Source organism: Bradyrhizobium diazoefficiens USDA 110, assembly GCF_000011365.1.
Classification (GTDB): domain Bacteria; phylum Pseudomonadota; class Alphaproteobacteria; order Rhizobiales; family Xanthobacteraceae; genus Bradyrhizobium; species Bradyrhizobium diazoefficiens.
The window spans coordinates 276415-293104 of sequence record NC_004463.1 but is presented as its reverse complement, the minus strand read 5'-3'; the positions used below and the strand labels follow the sequence as shown (position 1 = coordinate 293104).

Genomic DNA, 16690 nt, shown 5'->3' with positions numbered 1-16690 from the left:
AATATTTCGAGAAAGCCCGAAATCCGGCGAGGACGAGCCCCGCAGACTGGGCAAGCGCGAACGTGCCTTCGCGAAATTGGCGATCCGGTTTCAGAAGATCGCGGCCGTGGTCGCCAGCTACAACGGAACCCGAGCCGCTCGACAGAACGGGCCGTGGGGCCGGATTGCGGGGCGGCTTGCGTATTGCAAGGAGCAGCGATGAATCAGTCAGGCAACCTGCCGCGCTCGAGGCTCGGCTCGCTGGTGCTGATTGTGGCCGTCCTCGGGGGCGGTGCTGCCGCGCTTGCCTACACTGCTGGGTGGCTCTCGCCCGGGCGCCTGACGCCGGATCGGATGATCGCGGCGCTCACGCCCCCGAGTGGCCCGCCACTCGGGCACCGGCGAAATCATGCCAAGGGAATCTGCTTCACCGGCGTCTTCGAGGCGAACGGGAACGGCGTGGAACTCTCGAAAGCCAGGGTCTTCGAGCGAGGCACGTATCCGGCTCTGGGCCGCTTCAATCTCGGCACTGCCGATCCGAACGCCGTGGACGCAACCGCGCGCGTGCGCGGTTTGGGATTGCAGATCGCAACGGCGGATGGCGAAGAGTGGCGGATGGCGATGATCAATCCGCCGTTCTTTGCAGTCTCCACGCCGCAGGCGTTTCACGACCTGTTGATTGCATCCGGCAAGAAGGACCCGGAGGCGATGAAGATTTTCATCCAGGTCAATCCGGAATTCGCCGCCTTCGCGGCCTGGGCCAAAACGGCGCCCTGGACCGCGAGCTATGCGGAGGAGCCTTACCACGGGCTCAATAGTTTCAACTTCACGGATGCGAAGGGCGCAGAGCATGCGGTGCGATGGTCGCTGCTGCCGACGGCGGAGGTCGTTCCTCTGTCACAAGCCGAGCTGGAAAAGCGCGGTCCCGATTTTCTCGAGCAGGAGATAGCGGAACGGGTCCGGATCGCCGGCCCGCAACGCTGGACCATGGTCACGACCGTCGCCGATCCTGGTGATCCGACCGCGGACCCGAGCAAGCCCTGGCCTGAGGGCCGCCGTACGGTGCAGGTCGGAACGCTCATCGTGCAGCGGATCGAACCGGAGCGGGATGGGCCCTGCCGCGACATCAACTTCGATCCGACCGTGCTGCCGCAGGGAATCCGGGTGTCGGACGATCCTTTCCCGGCCGCGCGCTCGTCGGTCTACCGCAAGTCCTACGATTTGCGTGCGGCCGAAGCCCGGGATTATCCTCGAACCGAGACCGCCAGGCCATGAGCAATGCTCCTCATCGTTTCGCCCTGCTTCAGCGGCTCCTGCACTGGTTGATGGCAGTCTGTATTATCGCCATGCTCTTCATCGGCGTCGGCATGGTGTCCACCGTGGCGCCGACATATCTGCCGCTGATCCTGATCCACAAGACGCTCGGCGTCACTCTTCTGGCTCTCGTCGTGATCAGGTTGGCTCTGCGGCGCCACTACAGCGCGCCACCGTTGCCGGCTGATCTTCCGCCGGCGATGAAGCTGGCAGCACGTTTGTCGCACCAGCTCCTGTATGGCTTCATGATCGTGATGCCGTTGCTGGGGCTCGGCATGCTTTGGGCTGCGGCCTATCCAGTCGTTCTGTATGGCGACATTCGAATTCCGGCGTTGCTGCCGCAGAGCGACCGCCTGCACACGCTGTTGTGGAATGCCCATGTCTATCTGGGCTTTGCGTTCTTTGCCCTCGTGCTGCTGCATCTCGCGGCAGGGCTGTTCCACGCGTTGATCCGCCGCGATGGCGTATTCGGAACGATCGCGCTCCTGCCGTTGCGGAACAGGACGACGCCGGCGGAATGAAGCCCTCGTGCGCCGGCGAAGCATGCGGTTAAAGTTTTTCAACCTCCAACAAGGATGACGACAATGAGCAAAGCGGATCTCCAGAGCCCGACGGATCTCGGGGCCAACGCGAACCGGGACATTCCAGCCGCGTTGAGAGCGCTGCTGGCCGATGTCTTCGCGCTGTACCTGAAGACCAAGAACTTCCACTGGCACGTATCGGGTAGGCACTTCCGCGACTATCACCTGCTGCTCGACGAGCAGGCCGAGCAGATCTTTGCCATGACCGACGACATTGCCGAGCGGGCGCGCAAGATCGGCGGCACGACGCTGCGCTCGATCGGCCATATCGCGCGCGAGCAGCGCATTCTCGACAACGACGCGGATTATGTCGAACCCCAGGACATGCTCGCCGAGCTGCGCAGCGACAACCAGCAGCTGACGCGGGAAATGCGTCGGGTCCACGAGCTTTGCGACGAGTATGGCGACGTCGCCACCGCAAGCCTGCTGGAAAACTGGATCGATGAGACGGAGCGGCGGATCTGGTTCCTGTACGAGACCGGACGAAGCGGCCCGAATTCGTAGGCACAGGATGCCGGGTCGATGACGAGCTTGCCTTGGTGATCGACCTGGTGTCGAAGGCGGCCGATCGCTGCGACGCCGCGGAAGCGAGGGCGACCTTCGCTTCCGCGCAGGGGTGGTTGGAAGTCCATGCGCGACTCTACCATCTCACTGCCGTTGCATCTGCCAAAGATGGCTGCAGACCTGCCTTGAACGCTCGCCGTTTGATCGTGAGCCCACCGAAAAGACCCGCATCGTGCGGATGAAACAATATCGCGGCATTCTCGAAAGATGACCCCGAGCGAAACTCTGTACGCTTGCTCCCATCCATGACCGCTAGGCCGGTCGCACGTACAAGGGTCAAGTCATGACGGACATGTCGAACTCGAAGGCGTCGCTCGGAAGAGCCATTCACGCGATTGCCGGAAAATGGGGCTGGTTCGTTGCACTGGGGGTTGGCGAACTGATCCTCGGCGGCATTGCGTCGGCCAATCTGATGGCGGCGAGCTTGGCCTCCGTGCTCGTCATTGGAGCGACCATGGCAGTCGCCGGGATCTTCCAGATCGTGCATGCCTTCTCCGTGCACGGCCTGCGGGGTTTCCTGTTCTGGCTGTTCGCCGGGATCATCTATGGCGCCGCCGGAGCCGTCATCCTCTACGATCCGCTACTGGCTTCGTTCACACTGTCGCTCGCAATGTGCGCTTTCCTGATCGTCGCCGGGGTGACGCGGATCTGGGTAGGCTTCCATATGCAGCCGGCCGCAGGCTGGCGCTGGATAGTGGCCGCCGGCGTCGTGACGTTCTGCGTCGGCGTGATGCTGGTTGCAGCCTGGCCGACCATTGGCCTGTGGCTGCTCGGTGCGATGCTGGTCGTCGATCTGATCTTCCAGGGATGGGGCTTCATTGCGTTCGGGCTCGCCCTCAGAAACCGGGCCTCGCGACATTCGGCCGAGCCGGCGACGGTGTGAGCCATGATGACGGGTTCGACATTCACGCGGCACCGGGAGATCGCCTGGCGCGGCGGCCGCACGAGGTCGACGTCGCGATTGGTCGCCGAGGAGAGCGCCATCGCGCTGACCTACAACGGGTCGACCCATGCGGTGATGATGGGGACGCCGGCCGATCTTGAGGATTTCGGTGTCGGCTTCAGCCTCACCGAAGGAATCATCGGCTGCGCAAGCGAGATCAGGAGCATCGAGCTGATCTCGAACGAGCTTGGCGTGGAAGTGCGGATGTGGCTCGATGGCGACCGCGCTGCGTCCCTGGCCGCGCGCCGCCGCGCCATCAGCGGTCCGGTCGGGTGCGGGTTATGCGGCATCGAAAGCCTCGAACAGGCACGTCGCGCGCCGTCGCGGGTCGAGAGCCCCGGCATTGCCTTTCACGCACGGGACCTGCTGAGCGCCATGCAGGCGCTGTCTCCTCTCCAGACATTGAACCAACAGACGAGATCCGTTCACGCAGCGGCCTTCTGGCATCCTCGCGCCGGCATTGCCGTGGTCAGGGAGGATGTCGGCCGGCACAATGCGCTCGACAAGCTCGCCGGTGCAATCGTTCGCGACGGCAACTCGGCTCGTGACGGCGCTGTGCTGCTGACGAGCCGCGTTTCGGTAGAGATGGTGCAGAAGGCTGCGATGATCGGCGCGCCGGTCGTCGTTGCCGTTTCCGCGCCGACCGCGCTCGCCATCCAGACAGCGAACGAGGCGGGAATCACGTTGCTCGCCGTCGCCCGCGATGACGGATACGGCGTATTCACGCATTCGCGCCGCGTTCTGCTGCCTGAAGAGGCCGCGCCGCCCGCCGGCTGCTGACCTCGCGGACCCGCGAACATGGCGATGCAAGCCGCATCAACGGAGGCCTTGGCCGAGACGCGCGTCGAGGCCTACGCTCCGGAACGATCGCTGCTGGTTGCCTCTCTCCTGAGCATGTCGGGGGGCTTCCTCGACGCCTTCACGTGGCTGTCGCTGGGCGTCTTCGCGAGTTCGCAGACCGGCAATGTCGTCTTCCTCGGGATCGATGCCCAGTCCGGGCAATGGCTGCGCGCGCTTCACCATCTCCTTCCGATCGTGGCGTTCGTCCTCGGGGCGGTGGTGGCGGCCCGCACCCGGGCGGCGCTGCGCTGTCTCGTCGGAGAAATCGTCTGCCTTGCCACGGCGATGCTGCTGCTTCATCGCGTTCCCGATCAGATCGTGATTCTTGTCATCTCCTTCGGCGTCGCGTTGCAGTCGGCGAGTTTCAGGCAGGTTGGACGCTGGAAGTATCTCTCGGTCACTGCCAGTGGAAACATGCTCCGTGCCATCGATCAGTTCGTTGCCGCGTCCGATCGCGATGCGGCGCGCGGCGGTGGAGCGATGGTTGCGATCTGTCTGATGTTCCTGCTGGGAGCCGCCGTCGGTGGCTGCGTGACGAAGTGGCTGGGAACCTGGAGCCTCGCTCTGCCGATCGCATTGTCGGTGTGCGTTCTCTGGCTCTGCCGGCATCGAAGCCATCAACATTGGAGCCGTGCGATTGTCTGAGTGTTCCGCACGCGCAACGCGCGTTCGCTCGCTGCAAGCCGAGGCGCCCACCATGCCATTCGGAAAAAGGACGTTCGTTCGCGGAAGCGTGTGCGCTGTGCCGTCCGTACACTTTAGGTCGGCGCCGCAAGAGTGCTCCCGACATCAACTGCCACGAGAGGCAAAGGATGAACGACCTCCGCAAAGAGACAGACAGCCTGGGTGAAGTGAACGTTCCCGCGGACAAGCTCTGGGGCGCGCAGACGCAGCGCTCGCTCGAGCATTTCAGCATCGGCCGGGACCTGATGCCGCGCGAAATGATCCAGTCCTACGCGATCCTGAAGAAAGCGGCCGCGAATGCGAATTACGCTGGCGGCCGTCTCGACGGCAAGATTCACAAACTGATCGTCCACACCTGCGACGAGATTCTCGCCGGCCAGCATCACGACATGTTTCCCCTTCACGTCTGGATGACGGGTAGCGGAACGCAGTTCAACATGAACGTGAACGAGGTGATCTCGAACCGATGCTGCCAGCTTGCTGGCACGGCGCTCGGCAGCAAGCTGCCGGTTCATCCGAACGATCACGTCAACATGTCGCAGTCGTCGAACGATAGCTTCCCGTCGGCCATGTACATCGCGGCCGCGATGAACGTGACGCAACGGCTGGTTCCTGCGGTCGAAGCTCTGCACGATGCGATCGCGGCGAAATCGAACCAGTGGGACGACATCGTCAAGATCGGCCGAACCCACATGCAGGATGCCACACCCCTGACGCTCGGGCAGGAGTGGTCCGGTTATGCCGCGATGCTCGCCGACGGTCTGGCGCGCATCGACGACGCGCTCAAGGGCGTCTTCCGCCTCGCGCTGGGCGGCACCGCCGTGGGCACCGGGATTAACGCGGCGCCGGGCTTTGCAGAAGCCGTCGCAGCCGAGATCGCGCGGTTGACGGGCCTGCCCTTCGTCAGTGCGCCGAACAAGTTCGCCGTGCAGGGTGCACACGACGCGCTGGTGCAGCTCTCCGGTACACTGCGCACGCTCGCCGGCTCGCTCTACAAGATCGCAAACGACATCCGCCTTTTGTCCTGCGGTCCGCGCGCGGGCTTTGCCGAGTTGCGGATTCCCGAGAACGAGCCGGGCTCGTCGATCATGCCGGGCAAGGTCAATCCGACGCAGGCTGAGGCGCTGACGATGATCGCCGTGCAGGTGATGGCGAACGACGTCGCCGTCGGGTTCGGTGGCGCCGGCGGCTACCTGGAGATGAACGTCTACAAGCCGCTGATCATCCACAACATCGCGCAATCCGTCACCATCCTCACCGACGGCTGCACGAATTTCCGCACCTTTCTGGTCGAGGGTACCGAGCCGAACCGCAAGAAAATCAAGGAGTATGTCGAGCGGTCGCTGATGCTCGTGACCGCCCTGGCGCCGGTGATCGGCTACGACAAGGCATCGCGGATCGCGCATTACGCGATGGACAACGATCTCACGCTGAAGTCGGCGGCGCTGAAGCTCGGCTTCGTGACCGAGCCGGAGTTCGACCGCATCGTGGATCCCGCCAAGATGGTCAAGCCCTACGTTGCCGAGATCAAGGTGCCGCTCGCAATCGGTGCGAAAACCGGTTGAAGGGAGCAAGGGCCATGATGCGGCCCGCACCACACCGCGCGGGCAACGCAGCAACCATGCAAGGAGAGACACGATGATCCGCTGTGTGCGTCTATGGACCGGAGAGGATAACAACTCGCATTTCGAGGAAGGTTTCCTCGAGCTGGAGCCGGGCCAGCGTGGCGATTTTCTGACCGGCAAGTTCGATGCCGTCAGCGTCTCCTTCCAGGAGACGGAATCAGGCGGGGCTTTTGCCTGGCACACCGCGCCGATCCGGCAGCTCGTGATCACGCTGAGCGGAACGCTCGATTTCCAGACGCGTGACGGCCACCACTTCCTGATTCACCCCGGCAACGTCCTGCTTGCCGAAGACACCGCCGGCTCGGGGCACAGCTGGAAATTGACCGACGATTCGTCCTGGCGCCGTGCCTACGTGATCCTGCGGCCGGGAGCAGATGTGCCGTTCCGCGCCAAGACGCGGCAATCGGTGCAGGCCTGATCGAGCTATCCGGAACAGCAACACCCAACGAAGGAAAAAACCATGCCAGCAGCTTCCGACCGCGAAACTGACGTCGTTCTCATTGGCGCAGGCATCATGAGCGCCACCCTCGGCGCGTTCCTCAAGGAGCTCGAGCCCTCCCTGACGATTCAGATGCTCGAGACTCTCGATGATTGCGCGCAGGAGAGCTCGGACTCCTGGAACAACGCCGGTACCGGCCACGCGGCGAACTGCGAGATGAACTACACGCCGCAGCGGCCCGACGGCAGCATCGACATCTCCAAGGCGCTCCAGGTCAACGTCGAGTTCGATCTGTCCCGGCAATTCTGGTCTTATCTCATCGGGCGGGGCGCGATCGCCGACCCCCGGTCCTTCATCCATCCGGTGCCGCATATGAGCTTCGTGCACGGCACGGAGAACGTCGAATTTCTCCGGAAGCGGTTCAAGGCGATGTCGGCCCATCATTGCTATGAGGGCATGGAGCATACCGAGGATCCCAGGAAGATTGCCGAATGGGCGCCGCTGGTGATGGACGGACGGAGCGGCGACGAGCCGGTCGCCGCAACGCGGATCATCACCGGCACCGACGTCGATTACGGCGCGTTGACGCATCTGCTGGTTGGTCATCTCGTCAGCCAGCCGGGTTGCGCGGTCCACTACAACAGCTGCGTCACCGGTCTCGTCCGCGAGCAGGGCGGCCGCTGGCGGATCGAGGTGCGGGACACCGCGAGCGGCGAAACGCGGTCGGTCCGCGCAAAATTCGTCTTCATCGGTGCCGGCGGCGGTGCGCTGCCGCTGCTGGAGAAATCCGGCCTTCCGGAAGCACGCGGTTATGGCGGTTTTCCGGTCAGCGGGATCTGGCTGCGCTGCGACGATCCGGAGATCAACAAGCGTCATCATGCCAAGGTCTACGGCAAGGCCGCGGTCGGCTCCCCGCCGATGTCCGTGCCGCATCTCGATACGCGCGTGATCGGCGGCAAGCACTCGTTGCTGTTCGGCCCTTATGCGGGCTTCTCGAGCAAATTCCTCAAGCACGGCTCGCTGCTGGATCTGTTCGAGTCCATTCGTCCTGCCAACGTCAAGCCGCTGCTCTCGGTGGCGCGCGACAATTTCGATCTCACCGAATATCTGGTCGGGCAGGTGCTGCAATCCGAGAGCCACCGGCTTGCGGCGCTCGACGAATATTTCCCGAAGGCCGACCCGAAGGACTGGAGGCTGCAGGTCGCAGGCCAGCGCGTCCAGATCATCAAGCCCGATGTCAAGCGCGGCGGTCTGCTCGAATTCGGGACCGAGCTCGTCGGCGCGGACGATCATTCGCTGGTCGCGCTTCTCGGCGCCTCGCCGGGCGCCTCCACTGCGGCGTTCATCGCCATCAGCGTGCTCGAAAAGTGCTTTGCCGGAGAGCTGACGGCGAGCGCCTGGCTGCCGAAGCTGAAGCAGATCGTCCCGTCCTATGGTGTGTCGTTAATCGACGACGCGGATTTCTGTCGTCAGATTCGAGCGACGACGGCGGAGGTCCTCAAGGTCGACAACATTCCGCAGCCGGCCGCACGCGCGCCGGCGGCCGCGAAGCGGGCGTGAACGAACGGGAGAATGTCCGATGGATCCGACGGCACTCCTCCTGTCGCGGCTGCAATTTGCCTTCACGATCTCGTTCCACATCATCTTTCCGGCGTTCACGATCGGGCTTGCCGCCTGGCTCACCGTGCTCGAGGCAATGCACCAGTACAGCGGCAAGCCCGTCTACCGGACCCTGTTCGAGTTCTGGCTCAAGATCTTCGGCGTCGCCTTCGGCATGGGCGTCGTCTCGGGCGTGGTGATGGCGTTCCAGTTCGGAACGAACTGGAGCGTGCTGTCGAAGATGTCGGGGCCGATCCAGGGCCCGCTGCTCTCCTACGAGACATTCACCGCCTTCATGCTGGAGGCAGGGTTCTTCGGCATCCTCATCTTCGGCCGGCCCCGGGTGCCGCCGTGGTTCTACCTGTTCTCGACGGCGATGGTCGCGCTCGGAACCACGCTTTCGGCGTTCTGGATCATGGTCAACAACAGCTGGATGCAGGTGCCGACCGGCTACGTCCTGCAGAACGGCCAGTTCGTACCGAACGATTGGGCGCAGATCATCTTCAATCGCGTGGTCTGGGTCCGGTTTCCGCACATGCTGCTCGCGTCCTATCTGACCGGCGCATTCTGCGTGGCTGCAACCGGCGCATGGTATCTGCTGCGGCGGACCTATCGCGCCGAGGCCCATGTGATGCTGCGGATGGGCCTTGCGCTTGCGGCGGTGCTGCTCCCGGTCCAGCTCTTCATCGGGCATCTCGTCGGCGACTATGTCCACGACTACCAGCCGGCCAAATTCGCCGCGATCGAGGCGCGCTGGCATGACGAGCAGCCGGCCTCGGAGGTGCTGATCGCAATTCCCGATTCGAGCACCGAGTCCAACAAATATGCGATATCGATTCCCGTGCTCGGGAGCATCATCGGCAGCATGAGCCTGACGTCGAAAGAGGTCGGCCTCACCAGCTTCGCGCCGCAGGACCGGCCGCCGGTGGCGATCCCGTTCTTCGCCTTCCGCGTCATGGTCGGCTGCGGCTTCGTGATGCTGGGGCTCGCGTGGTTCGGGACCTGGCTCGGCCTCAAGCATCGGCTCGATCGGAGCCGCCTGCTGCTGTGGGGCATCTTCCTCAGCTTCCCGCTGCCGTGGATCGCGATTCTCACCGGCTGGTACACCGCGGAGGTCGGCCGCCAGCCGTGGACGGTCTACGGCGTATTGCGGACCGCCGATGCCGTGACGCCGTCTCTGACAGCGGCCGCCGCGACGGCTTCGCTGATCCTGTTCGTTGCTGTCTATGCCTTCATCTTCTCGTTCGGGACTTACTACATCTACCGGCTGCTGCGCGCCGGCCCGGCGGGACTGGGCGGCAAGCCCCTGCACGTTCCCGTCCCCAATCGGCCGATGTCGCTCGCCGACCAGGTGCCGTCGCACAGCTACCTCGAAGCGGGAGAATAGACATGGTGATGTTCTGGGTTGCGCTGCTCGCCATCAGCATCCTGATCTATCTTCTGCTGGACGGGTTCGATCTCGGCGTCGGCATGCTGTTTGGCCTCGCCGATGGCGAGGCGAGGCGTGACGAGATGCTGCGCACGATCGCTCCGGTCTGGGATGGCAACGAGACCTGGCTGGTCGTCACCGGCGTGATCATGTGGGGGGCGTTCCCCGTGGTCTATGCCATGCTGATGCCCGCCTTCTACATCCCGGTCGTGGTCATGCTGCTGGGATTGATCCTGCGCGGCGTTGCGTTCGAATTTCGCGGCAAGGCCTCGCGCTCGCGCCGGGTCTGGGACTTCAGCTTCGCCGTGGGATCGTTTGCCGCAAGCTTCATGCAGGGCGCGATGGTCGGAGCGCTTGTCGAGGGACTGCAATTCTCCAACGGCGAATATGTCGGCGGAACCTTCGGCTGGCTGACCGGCTTTTCGGTCTTGTGCGGGATCGGCCTGTGCTTCGGCTACGCGCTGCTCGGTGTCTGCTGGCTGGTGAGGAAGTGCGAAGGCCCGATCCGCGATGCCACACGGCGTCAGATCCCGTTGCTTGCGGTCGCTGTGCTGGCCTTTCTCGTCGTCGTCTTCACGCATGCGCTTGTCGAGCATCTGCCAATCCTGCGCCGATGGATCGAGCGGCCCTATCTGTTCGTGTTCCCCCTCATCGGCGCGGGCGCCGCCGCAGTGCTCGCGACGAGTATTCTGCGCCACGACGATTATTGGCCGTTCCACATGGTGGCGCTGATCTTCGCATCGGCCTTCGGCACGCTTGCCCTGTCTTTCTGGCCCTATATGATCCCGTTCGTCATCACGATCGAGGAGGCGGCGGCGCCTCATGCGAGCCTCGCCTTCATGTTCTGGGGTGCGGGCCTGTTCGTGTTCCCGCTGATGCTGCTCTATGTCGCGGTGGGTTATCGCGTCTTTCGCGGCAAGACGGCTGCGACGGCGGACCACTACTGACGGCTACAGGCTCGAACCGCGAATATAAGAAAGGCGCCGGTTTCGGCGCCTTTCTCGTTCAGACCGTCTAAGGCCTTGCTTCAGGACTTGGGCATGACGCCCGGGCCGTTGTCCGGCCATTGCGCGATCAGCTTCTCGTCGATGTTGAAATGCTGGGCCACCAGCTTGGGCGGCGTGTGCGTCAGCCAGTTGGAGAGCGACACCTCTTCGTAGCGCGGCGCGCGGAACACGCCGACGAACTGCAGCTCGGTGTCGCCGACATTCTCGACATAATGGCCGAGATTGCGCCGGACATAGCCGATGTCGCCGGCCGAGAAATCCGTCGTCAGCGCGTTGGGGCCGGTGTCGAACACCGTCATCCGCGCCTTGCCCTTGATGTAGTACTGCCACTCGTCGGCATTCGGATGCCAGTGCATTTCCCGGACCGCGCCTGGCGGCATCGTCACCAGCGCCGCGGCGACGGTGGTGGCGACCTTGAAGTTGCTGCTGTCGGCGACGCGGATGCTGCCGGCGGCGCTCTCCTTGACGGGAGGCGAGCTGCCGAGCGAATGGATGAAGGGATAGGGCGGCGCTTCGGCGTGCCTGGAGACCGCCGCGCGATCGTCGGCGAGATCGCCGGGCACCGTACCCTGGAAGATCCAGCGATTGTGCAGCGGGATCTTCGCGAAGGCGTCGGCCGGCACGCCGAAATTCTTCGCCAGCACCTCGGGTGGCGTATGGGCCAGCCAGTCCGTCACCAGCAGCGTGTTGAATTCGTTGGCGTGGCCGTCGTCGAAGCAGATCACGAACTCACAGCCGTCGGGGCCCAAGCCCTGCAGCGAATGCGGCGCGCCCGGCGGGAAATACCAGAGGTCGCCGGCCTTGAGATCGCCGACATAGGGGCGCCCCTGCGTGTCGAGCACGGTGATGCGGCAGGAGCCGTAGGTCATGATCGCCCATTCGGCCGCTTGATGCCAATGCAGCTCGCGGATACCGCCGGCGGACAGGCGCATGTTGACGCCGGAGATTTCCTTCGAGATGGCGAAGTCCTCGACGGTGACCTGACGAGCCCAGCCACCGTTTTGGATGCGTCGCGGCGCATTGTTGAACGAGGCCCAATCCATCGGCAGGCCGCCGACGTCCGTCGCTGGCGGCGTTTGTGCGGAAGGGAATTGCTTGGCCAGTTCGGGATTTTGCGGACCGGGATCGCTCAGGCTCCCGGGGCTCTTGGCGTTGACGGCGCCTTGCGGCGGCTCGTCCGGATTGCCGAAGGTTGCCGCCTGCGCACTGGAACCGACCATGGCGGCGCCTGCCGCGGACATGGCCAGCAAATCACGTCGTGAAAACATGGGGGCCTCTCCTGAAAATCATCGAAAGCCCTCTGTCGCGCGGGGGCTCAAGATGCCCAGCCTAGTTCCTTGCTGCCGGCACAGCTTCCGCGAACGGCTTTCCTTTTTCCGGAATGCACTGGCTGCTTCAGCCGCCCGGCCGGGTTCGAACGTGTGCAATTGAGAAATTCGGCGTCGTTTTGAAAAGACGGCTCTGCCCGCGCGATCCTTAACTGGTTCGGAGAATTGCCATACCGAGAGATATCGAGATGACCACGAAATCGGTTCGTCCCTATCGTGAACCCGCCGGCGGCTGGGGCGCACTCAAGGCGCTTAGCGAAGCACTCCTGGTGCAGCGGGTGCCGCTGAAGGGCGCGGCGACGCTGAGCCGGATGAACCAGCCTGAGGGTTTTGATTGTCCCGGCTGTGCGTGGCCCGATCCGAAGCACACCTCGTCCTTCGAATTCTGCGAGAACGGCGGCAAGGCGGTCGCTTGGGAGGCAACGTCGAAGCGCTGCACGCCCGAATTCTTCGCCGAGCACACGGTCACCGAGCTTACGAGCTGGAACGATTACGATCTCGAAATGGTCGGGCGGCTCACCCATCCGATGGCCTATGATGCCGCATCCGACCGCTATCTCCCGGTCGAGTGGAGCGATGCATTCGACATGATCGGTCGCGAGCTTCGGGCCTTGCCGGATCCGAACATGGCGGAGTTCTACACGTCCGGGCGGACCTCGAACGAGGCCGCCTTCCTCTATCAGCTCTTCGTGCGCGAGTACGGCACCAACAATTTTCCCGACTGCTCGAACATGTGCCACGAGGCGACCAGCGTCGGCCTGCCTTACTCGCTGGGCGTCGGCAAGGGCACCGTGCTGCTGGAGGATTTCGACAAGGCCGATTGCATCTTCATCTTCGGTCAGAATCCCGGCACCAACAGCCCGCGGATGATGACCAGCCTGCGCAATGCGGCACGCCGCGGCGCCTCCATCATCTCCTTCAATCCGTTCCGCGAGCGAGCGCTGGAGCGTTTCCAGGCGCCGCAGAGCCCGATCGAGATGATCACACTGTCGTCGACGGCGATCAGCTCAAAACTCTTCCAGGTACGGGTCGGCGGCGACGTCGCCGTCCTCAAGGGAATCATGAAGATCCTTGTGGAGGCCGACGAAGCAGCCCGCGCCGCCGAGCGGCCGGAGATCCTGGACTGGGATTTCATCCGCGGTCACACCGTCGGCGTCGAGGCGTTGATCGACGATCTCAAGCGCACGCAATGGCCGGACATCGAACGTCAGTCCGGCCTGACGCGCGAGGACATGGAATATGCCGCCGGCGCTTATATGAAGGCCGAGCGTGCCATCCTCGTGTACGGCATGGGCATCACCCAGCACTGGCGCGGCGCGAATAACGTGCAGCAGATCGCCAATCTCGCGCTGTTGCGCGGCAATGTGGGGCGCGAAGGCGCCGGCGTCTGCCCGGTTCGCGGTCATTCCAACGTGCAGGGCGATCGGACCGTGGGGATCACGGAAGTCCCCAAGGCGGACTTCCTCGAGCGGCTGGAGCAGCGCTTCGGCTTCAAGCCTCCGACCGCGCCGGGACACAACGTGGTAACCGCGCTGGAAGCCATGATCCGCGGCGAGGTGAAGGCTTTCTTCGCAATGGGCGGCAATTTTGCCGCGGCCATACCGGACTGGCAGGCGACGCAGGCTGCGTTGCGCAATCTCGATCTGACCGCCTACGTCGCCACCAAGCTCAACCGCAGCCATCTCGTTCATGGTCGTGCAGCCTTGATCCTGCCGTGTCTCGGCCGTACCGAGATCGACGTCCAGGCGTCGGGGCCGCAGTCGATCACGGTGGAAGACTCGATGTCGATGGTGCATGCGTCCGGCGGCCGCAACAAGCCGGCATCGGAGCATCTCCTCAGCGAGGTCGCGATCATCGCCGGCGTTGCCAAGGCGACGCTGGGAGAGCGCACGGTGGTCGACTGGGATGACTTCGTTGCCGATTACGATCGCATCCGGGATGCGATCGAGGCGGTGTTCCCCATCTTCCAAGGCTACAATGCCCGCATCCGCGTCCCCGGCGGCTTCCATCTCACCTCGACGGCGCGTGAACGCATCTGGGCGACGCCGTCGGGCAAGGCGAACTTCCTGGTCTTCGCGGGTTGCGGCGAGGACCCGCCGCAGGGCGATCCCGATTTCCTGTGGCTTACCACCATACGCAGCCACGATCAGTACAACACCACCCTCTACTCGATGTCGGACCGCTATCGCGGCGTGTTCGGTCAGCGCGACGTGGTGTTCCTCAATGAATACGAGCTGAAGAGGCGGGGACTTGTGGACGGCGATCGCGTCGACCTGATAACCGCCTCGACCGATGGCGCCGAGCGGATCGTGCGCAACTTCCGCGTGGTAGCCTATTCCTTTCCGACGGGCTGCTGTGCTGCGTACTATCCGGAGACCAATCCGCTGGTGCCGCTCTACGCCCGCGATCCGCTCAGCTTCACGCCGTCATACAAGGGCGTCCCGATCCGCCTGGTGCGTTCGGCCGCTACCGGGGAATAGCGGCCACGCCGGAAACGTCGCGGTCACGTATCGGCGTTGAGGTCGCAGCGCAGCGAATCCGCCGGCACGGAGACCGGCAGCGTGAACCAGAAGCGGGCGCCGCCACTCGCACCGTTACCCCCGGCGCCGATCCGGCCTCCATGCGCTTCCACGATCGACCGGCAGATCGGCAGTCCCATGCCCATCCCGCTGTCCTTGGTCGTGAAAAAGCTCTCGAAGAGCCGGTCGACATGTTCAACTGCGATGCCGGGGCCGTTGTCCTCCACGGCGCAGCACAACGTGGCCGCGTCCTGCGTGACCGTGCTGATGACGATCCTGCGATCGTCATATCCCGCCTGCGTCATCGCCTGCACAGCGTTGATGGCCAGATTGACGATCACCTGCTGGAGCTGGGTGCGGTCACCGAGCACCTGCGGTGTGGTCGGATCGGGCTGGTGCAGGATCGTTACGCCGCGGGATTCGAGCTCGTGTCGCAGAAAGAGAAGCGCTTCGCGGACGATCTCGTCAAATGACAAGGATGCCTGTTCGGGGACTTTCCGGGAAGCCATCCCGTGAACGCGCGCCACGATGTTCGCGGCGCGCTGGGTATCCACGATGATGTTCTCGATGGTCTTGCGGATCTCGACGATATCGGGAGTGGGCCTGTTCAGCCACCGCAGCCCGGCGGCGCCGTTGGTGGCGATGGCCGCGAGGGGCTGGTTGACCTCGTGGGCGATCGATGCGGTGAGTTCTCCGAGCATCGAGACGCGCGCGGCATGCGCGAACTCAGCCTGAACCTGCTGGAGCTTCTGCTGAGCGCGAACACGCTGTGAAATGTCGATGGTGCCGACCAGGCTGACTTCGAGATCATTGATGGGGCCGACCCGCGCCGTGGTGAAGAGAACGTCGACGACGCGGCCGTCCCACGTGACCATCTTGGTCTCTTCCTCGAAATTCGTCTCGCCGCGATAGCGGGATTCCATCGCCCGCCGGAACGTGTCGGGCCGCTCCTTCCAGCTCTCGGCCATGGAGCGTCCGACATAGCCCTCGACGCCTCCTCCGAACATCTGGATGGCTCGTTCATTGGCCTCCTGAAACGAGAGCGCGTCCATGCAGGTCCGCAGAAACTCGGGATGGCTGTCGAAATAGGCGCCAAGGTCCTTGACGCCCTCGGCACGCAATTTTCGGAACAGCACGACCAGCCTGCTGGCGTCGAGCTGCCGGAATGCGATCGGCATGCGGCTGAACAGATGGCGGTAACGCTGTTCGCTCCGCTCCAGCTCGGTATGGGCCTTCTTCTGAGCGGTGATGTCCATGACCGCGCCGACAAACTCGAACTGGCCCCGGCCGTTCGTCATTCCGCGGGCGACCACGCGTATGGTCCGGATCGAACCGTCGTCCAGCACCAGCCGGTTTTCGTGGGAAAAGTCGCCCCTCTCGTTCACCGCCCGGTCGATGGCCTCGCGTACGGCATTGACGTCATCGGGATGTGTGCGCTTCAAGACGACGGCGAGCGACGGGCGCGATGTCTGTGCCAGATCGAAGATCCTGAACGTTTCATCCGACCAGAAAAGCTCTCCGGTCACGACGTTCCAGCCGAAGCTGCCGGTCTGGCTGAGCTTCTGTGCCTCGGCGAGATAAGCGGCCAGGTGGCCATGCTCGCCTGACCACCTGGTCAGACTGATCGCCGCGAGCGAAGTCGCGAGAAAGGCGGCGAGAGCGATCGTGGTGGAATTGAAGCCGAGCAGTGACCAGGCGAAGGACAGCAGGCAAAGGGCAACGCTGCTCCAGGCCCACAATGGAGTGCGATCCTGTTTGGCCCAGTCTTGGAGCAGACGGCGCCACCATCGCTGGAGCTGTACGAAATTAGGGCCATCCAGGCGTTCGAGCGTCATGCGG

General features: G+C 63.8%; 14 protein-coding genes. 12 read left to right on the top strand and 2 right to left on the bottom strand.

The genetic code is table 11. The features are described 5' to 3' along the window. Positions 1-198 precede the first annotated feature (198 nt). From BJA_RS01445 to cydB, 11 genes are all read left to right on the top strand, one after another. Positions 199-1254, top strand: a complete 1056-nt coding sequence (locus BJA_RS01445; RefSeq protein ID WP_038966678.1) for a catalase family peroxidase — start codon at positions 199-201, stop codon at positions 1252-1254. Beyond that, the gene (locus tag BJA_RS01440) at positions 1251-1814 is read left to right on the top strand and encodes a cytochrome b (RefSeq protein ID WP_011083123.1); all 564 of its coding nucleotides are present in this window, start codon (positions 1251-1253) and stop codon (positions 1812-1814) included. Before BJA_RS01445 ends, BJA_RS01440 begins: the two co-directional genes overlap by 4 nt. Positions 1815-1877: 63 nt before the next feature. Further along, the gene (locus BJA_RS01435) at positions 1878-2378 is read left to right on the top strand and encodes a Dps family protein (RefSeq protein ID WP_038966677.1); all 501 of its coding nucleotides are present in this window, start codon (positions 1878-1880) and stop codon (positions 2376-2378) included. A gap of 343 nt (positions 2379-2721) precedes the next feature. Continuing rightward, positions 2722-3321, top strand: coding sequence for an HdeD family acid-resistance protein (locus BJA_RS01430; protein WP_011083121.1), 600 nt, complete (start codon positions 2722-2724; stop codon positions 3319-3321). A 3-nt stretch (positions 3322-3324) separates the two neighbouring features. Beyond that, complete coding sequence (gene fdhD, locus BJA_RS01425) at positions 3325-4161, top strand: formate dehydrogenase accessory sulfurtransferase FdhD (RefSeq protein ID WP_011083120.1); 837 nt, start codon at positions 3325-3327, stop codon at positions 4159-4161. Positions 4162-4179: 18 nt separating this feature from the next. Continuing rightward, the gene (locus BJA_RS01420) at positions 4180-4866 is read left to right on the top strand and encodes a YoaK family protein (RefSeq protein WP_011083119.1); all 687 of its coding nucleotides are present in this window, start codon (positions 4180-4182) and stop codon (positions 4864-4866) included. A gap of 167 nt (positions 4867-5033) precedes the next feature. Further along, on the top strand, positions 5034-6470 hold the full coding sequence (gene fumC / locus BJA_RS01415; RefSeq protein WP_011083118.1) for a class II fumarate hydratase: 1437 nt from the start codon (positions 5034-5036) through the stop codon (positions 6468-6470). 73 nt (positions 6471-6543) lie between these two features. Beyond that, on the top strand, positions 6544-6948 hold the full coding sequence (locus tag BJA_RS01410) for a hypothetical protein (protein ID WP_011083117.1): 405 nt from the start codon (positions 6544-6546) through the stop codon (positions 6946-6948). Between the two features lie 42 nt (positions 6949-6990). After that, complete coding sequence (gene mqo, locus BJA_RS01405; RefSeq protein WP_011083116.1) at positions 6991-8529, top strand: malate dehydrogenase (quinone); 1539 nt, start codon at positions 6991-6993, stop codon at positions 8527-8529. 19 nt (positions 8530-8548) lie between these two features. After that, complete coding sequence (locus tag BJA_RS01400) at positions 8549-9955, top strand: cytochrome ubiquinol oxidase subunit I (protein WP_011083115.1); 1407 nt, start codon at positions 8549-8551, stop codon at positions 9953-9955. 2 nt (positions 9956-9957) lie between these two features. Continuing rightward, positions 9958-10944 (top strand): cytochrome d ubiquinol oxidase subunit II, encoded by a 987-nt coding sequence (gene cydB / locus BJA_RS01395; protein ID WP_011083114.1) that lies wholly within the window; start codon positions 9958-9960, stop codon positions 10942-10944. Between the two features lie 80 nt (positions 10945-11024). On the opposite strand, the gene BJA_RS01390 is transcribed toward cydB, so the two are convergent. After that, positions 11025-12272: an oxalate decarboxylase family bicupin gene (locus BJA_RS01390; RefSeq protein WP_011083113.1), complete on the bottom strand. Its 1248-nt coding sequence runs from the start codon at positions 12270-12272 to the stop codon at positions 11025-11027. Positions 12273-12520: 248 nt separating this feature from the next. On the opposite strand from BJA_RS01390, the gene BJA_RS01385 reads away from it, so the two are divergent. After that, the gene (locus BJA_RS01385; RefSeq protein WP_011083112.1) at positions 12521-14812 is read left to right on the top strand and encodes an FdhF/YdeP family oxidoreductase; all 2292 of its coding nucleotides are present in this window, start codon (positions 12521-12523) and stop codon (positions 14810-14812) included. Positions 14813-14835: 23 nt separating this feature from the next. Here BJA_RS01385 and BJA_RS01380 read toward each other — a convergent pair whose 3' ends face one another. Continuing rightward, positions 14836-16686: an ATP-binding protein gene (locus tag BJA_RS01380; protein WP_011083111.1), complete on the bottom strand. Its 1851-nt coding sequence runs from the start codon at positions 16684-16686 to the stop codon at positions 14836-14838. Between the last annotated feature and the right edge of the window lie 4 nt (positions 16687-16690).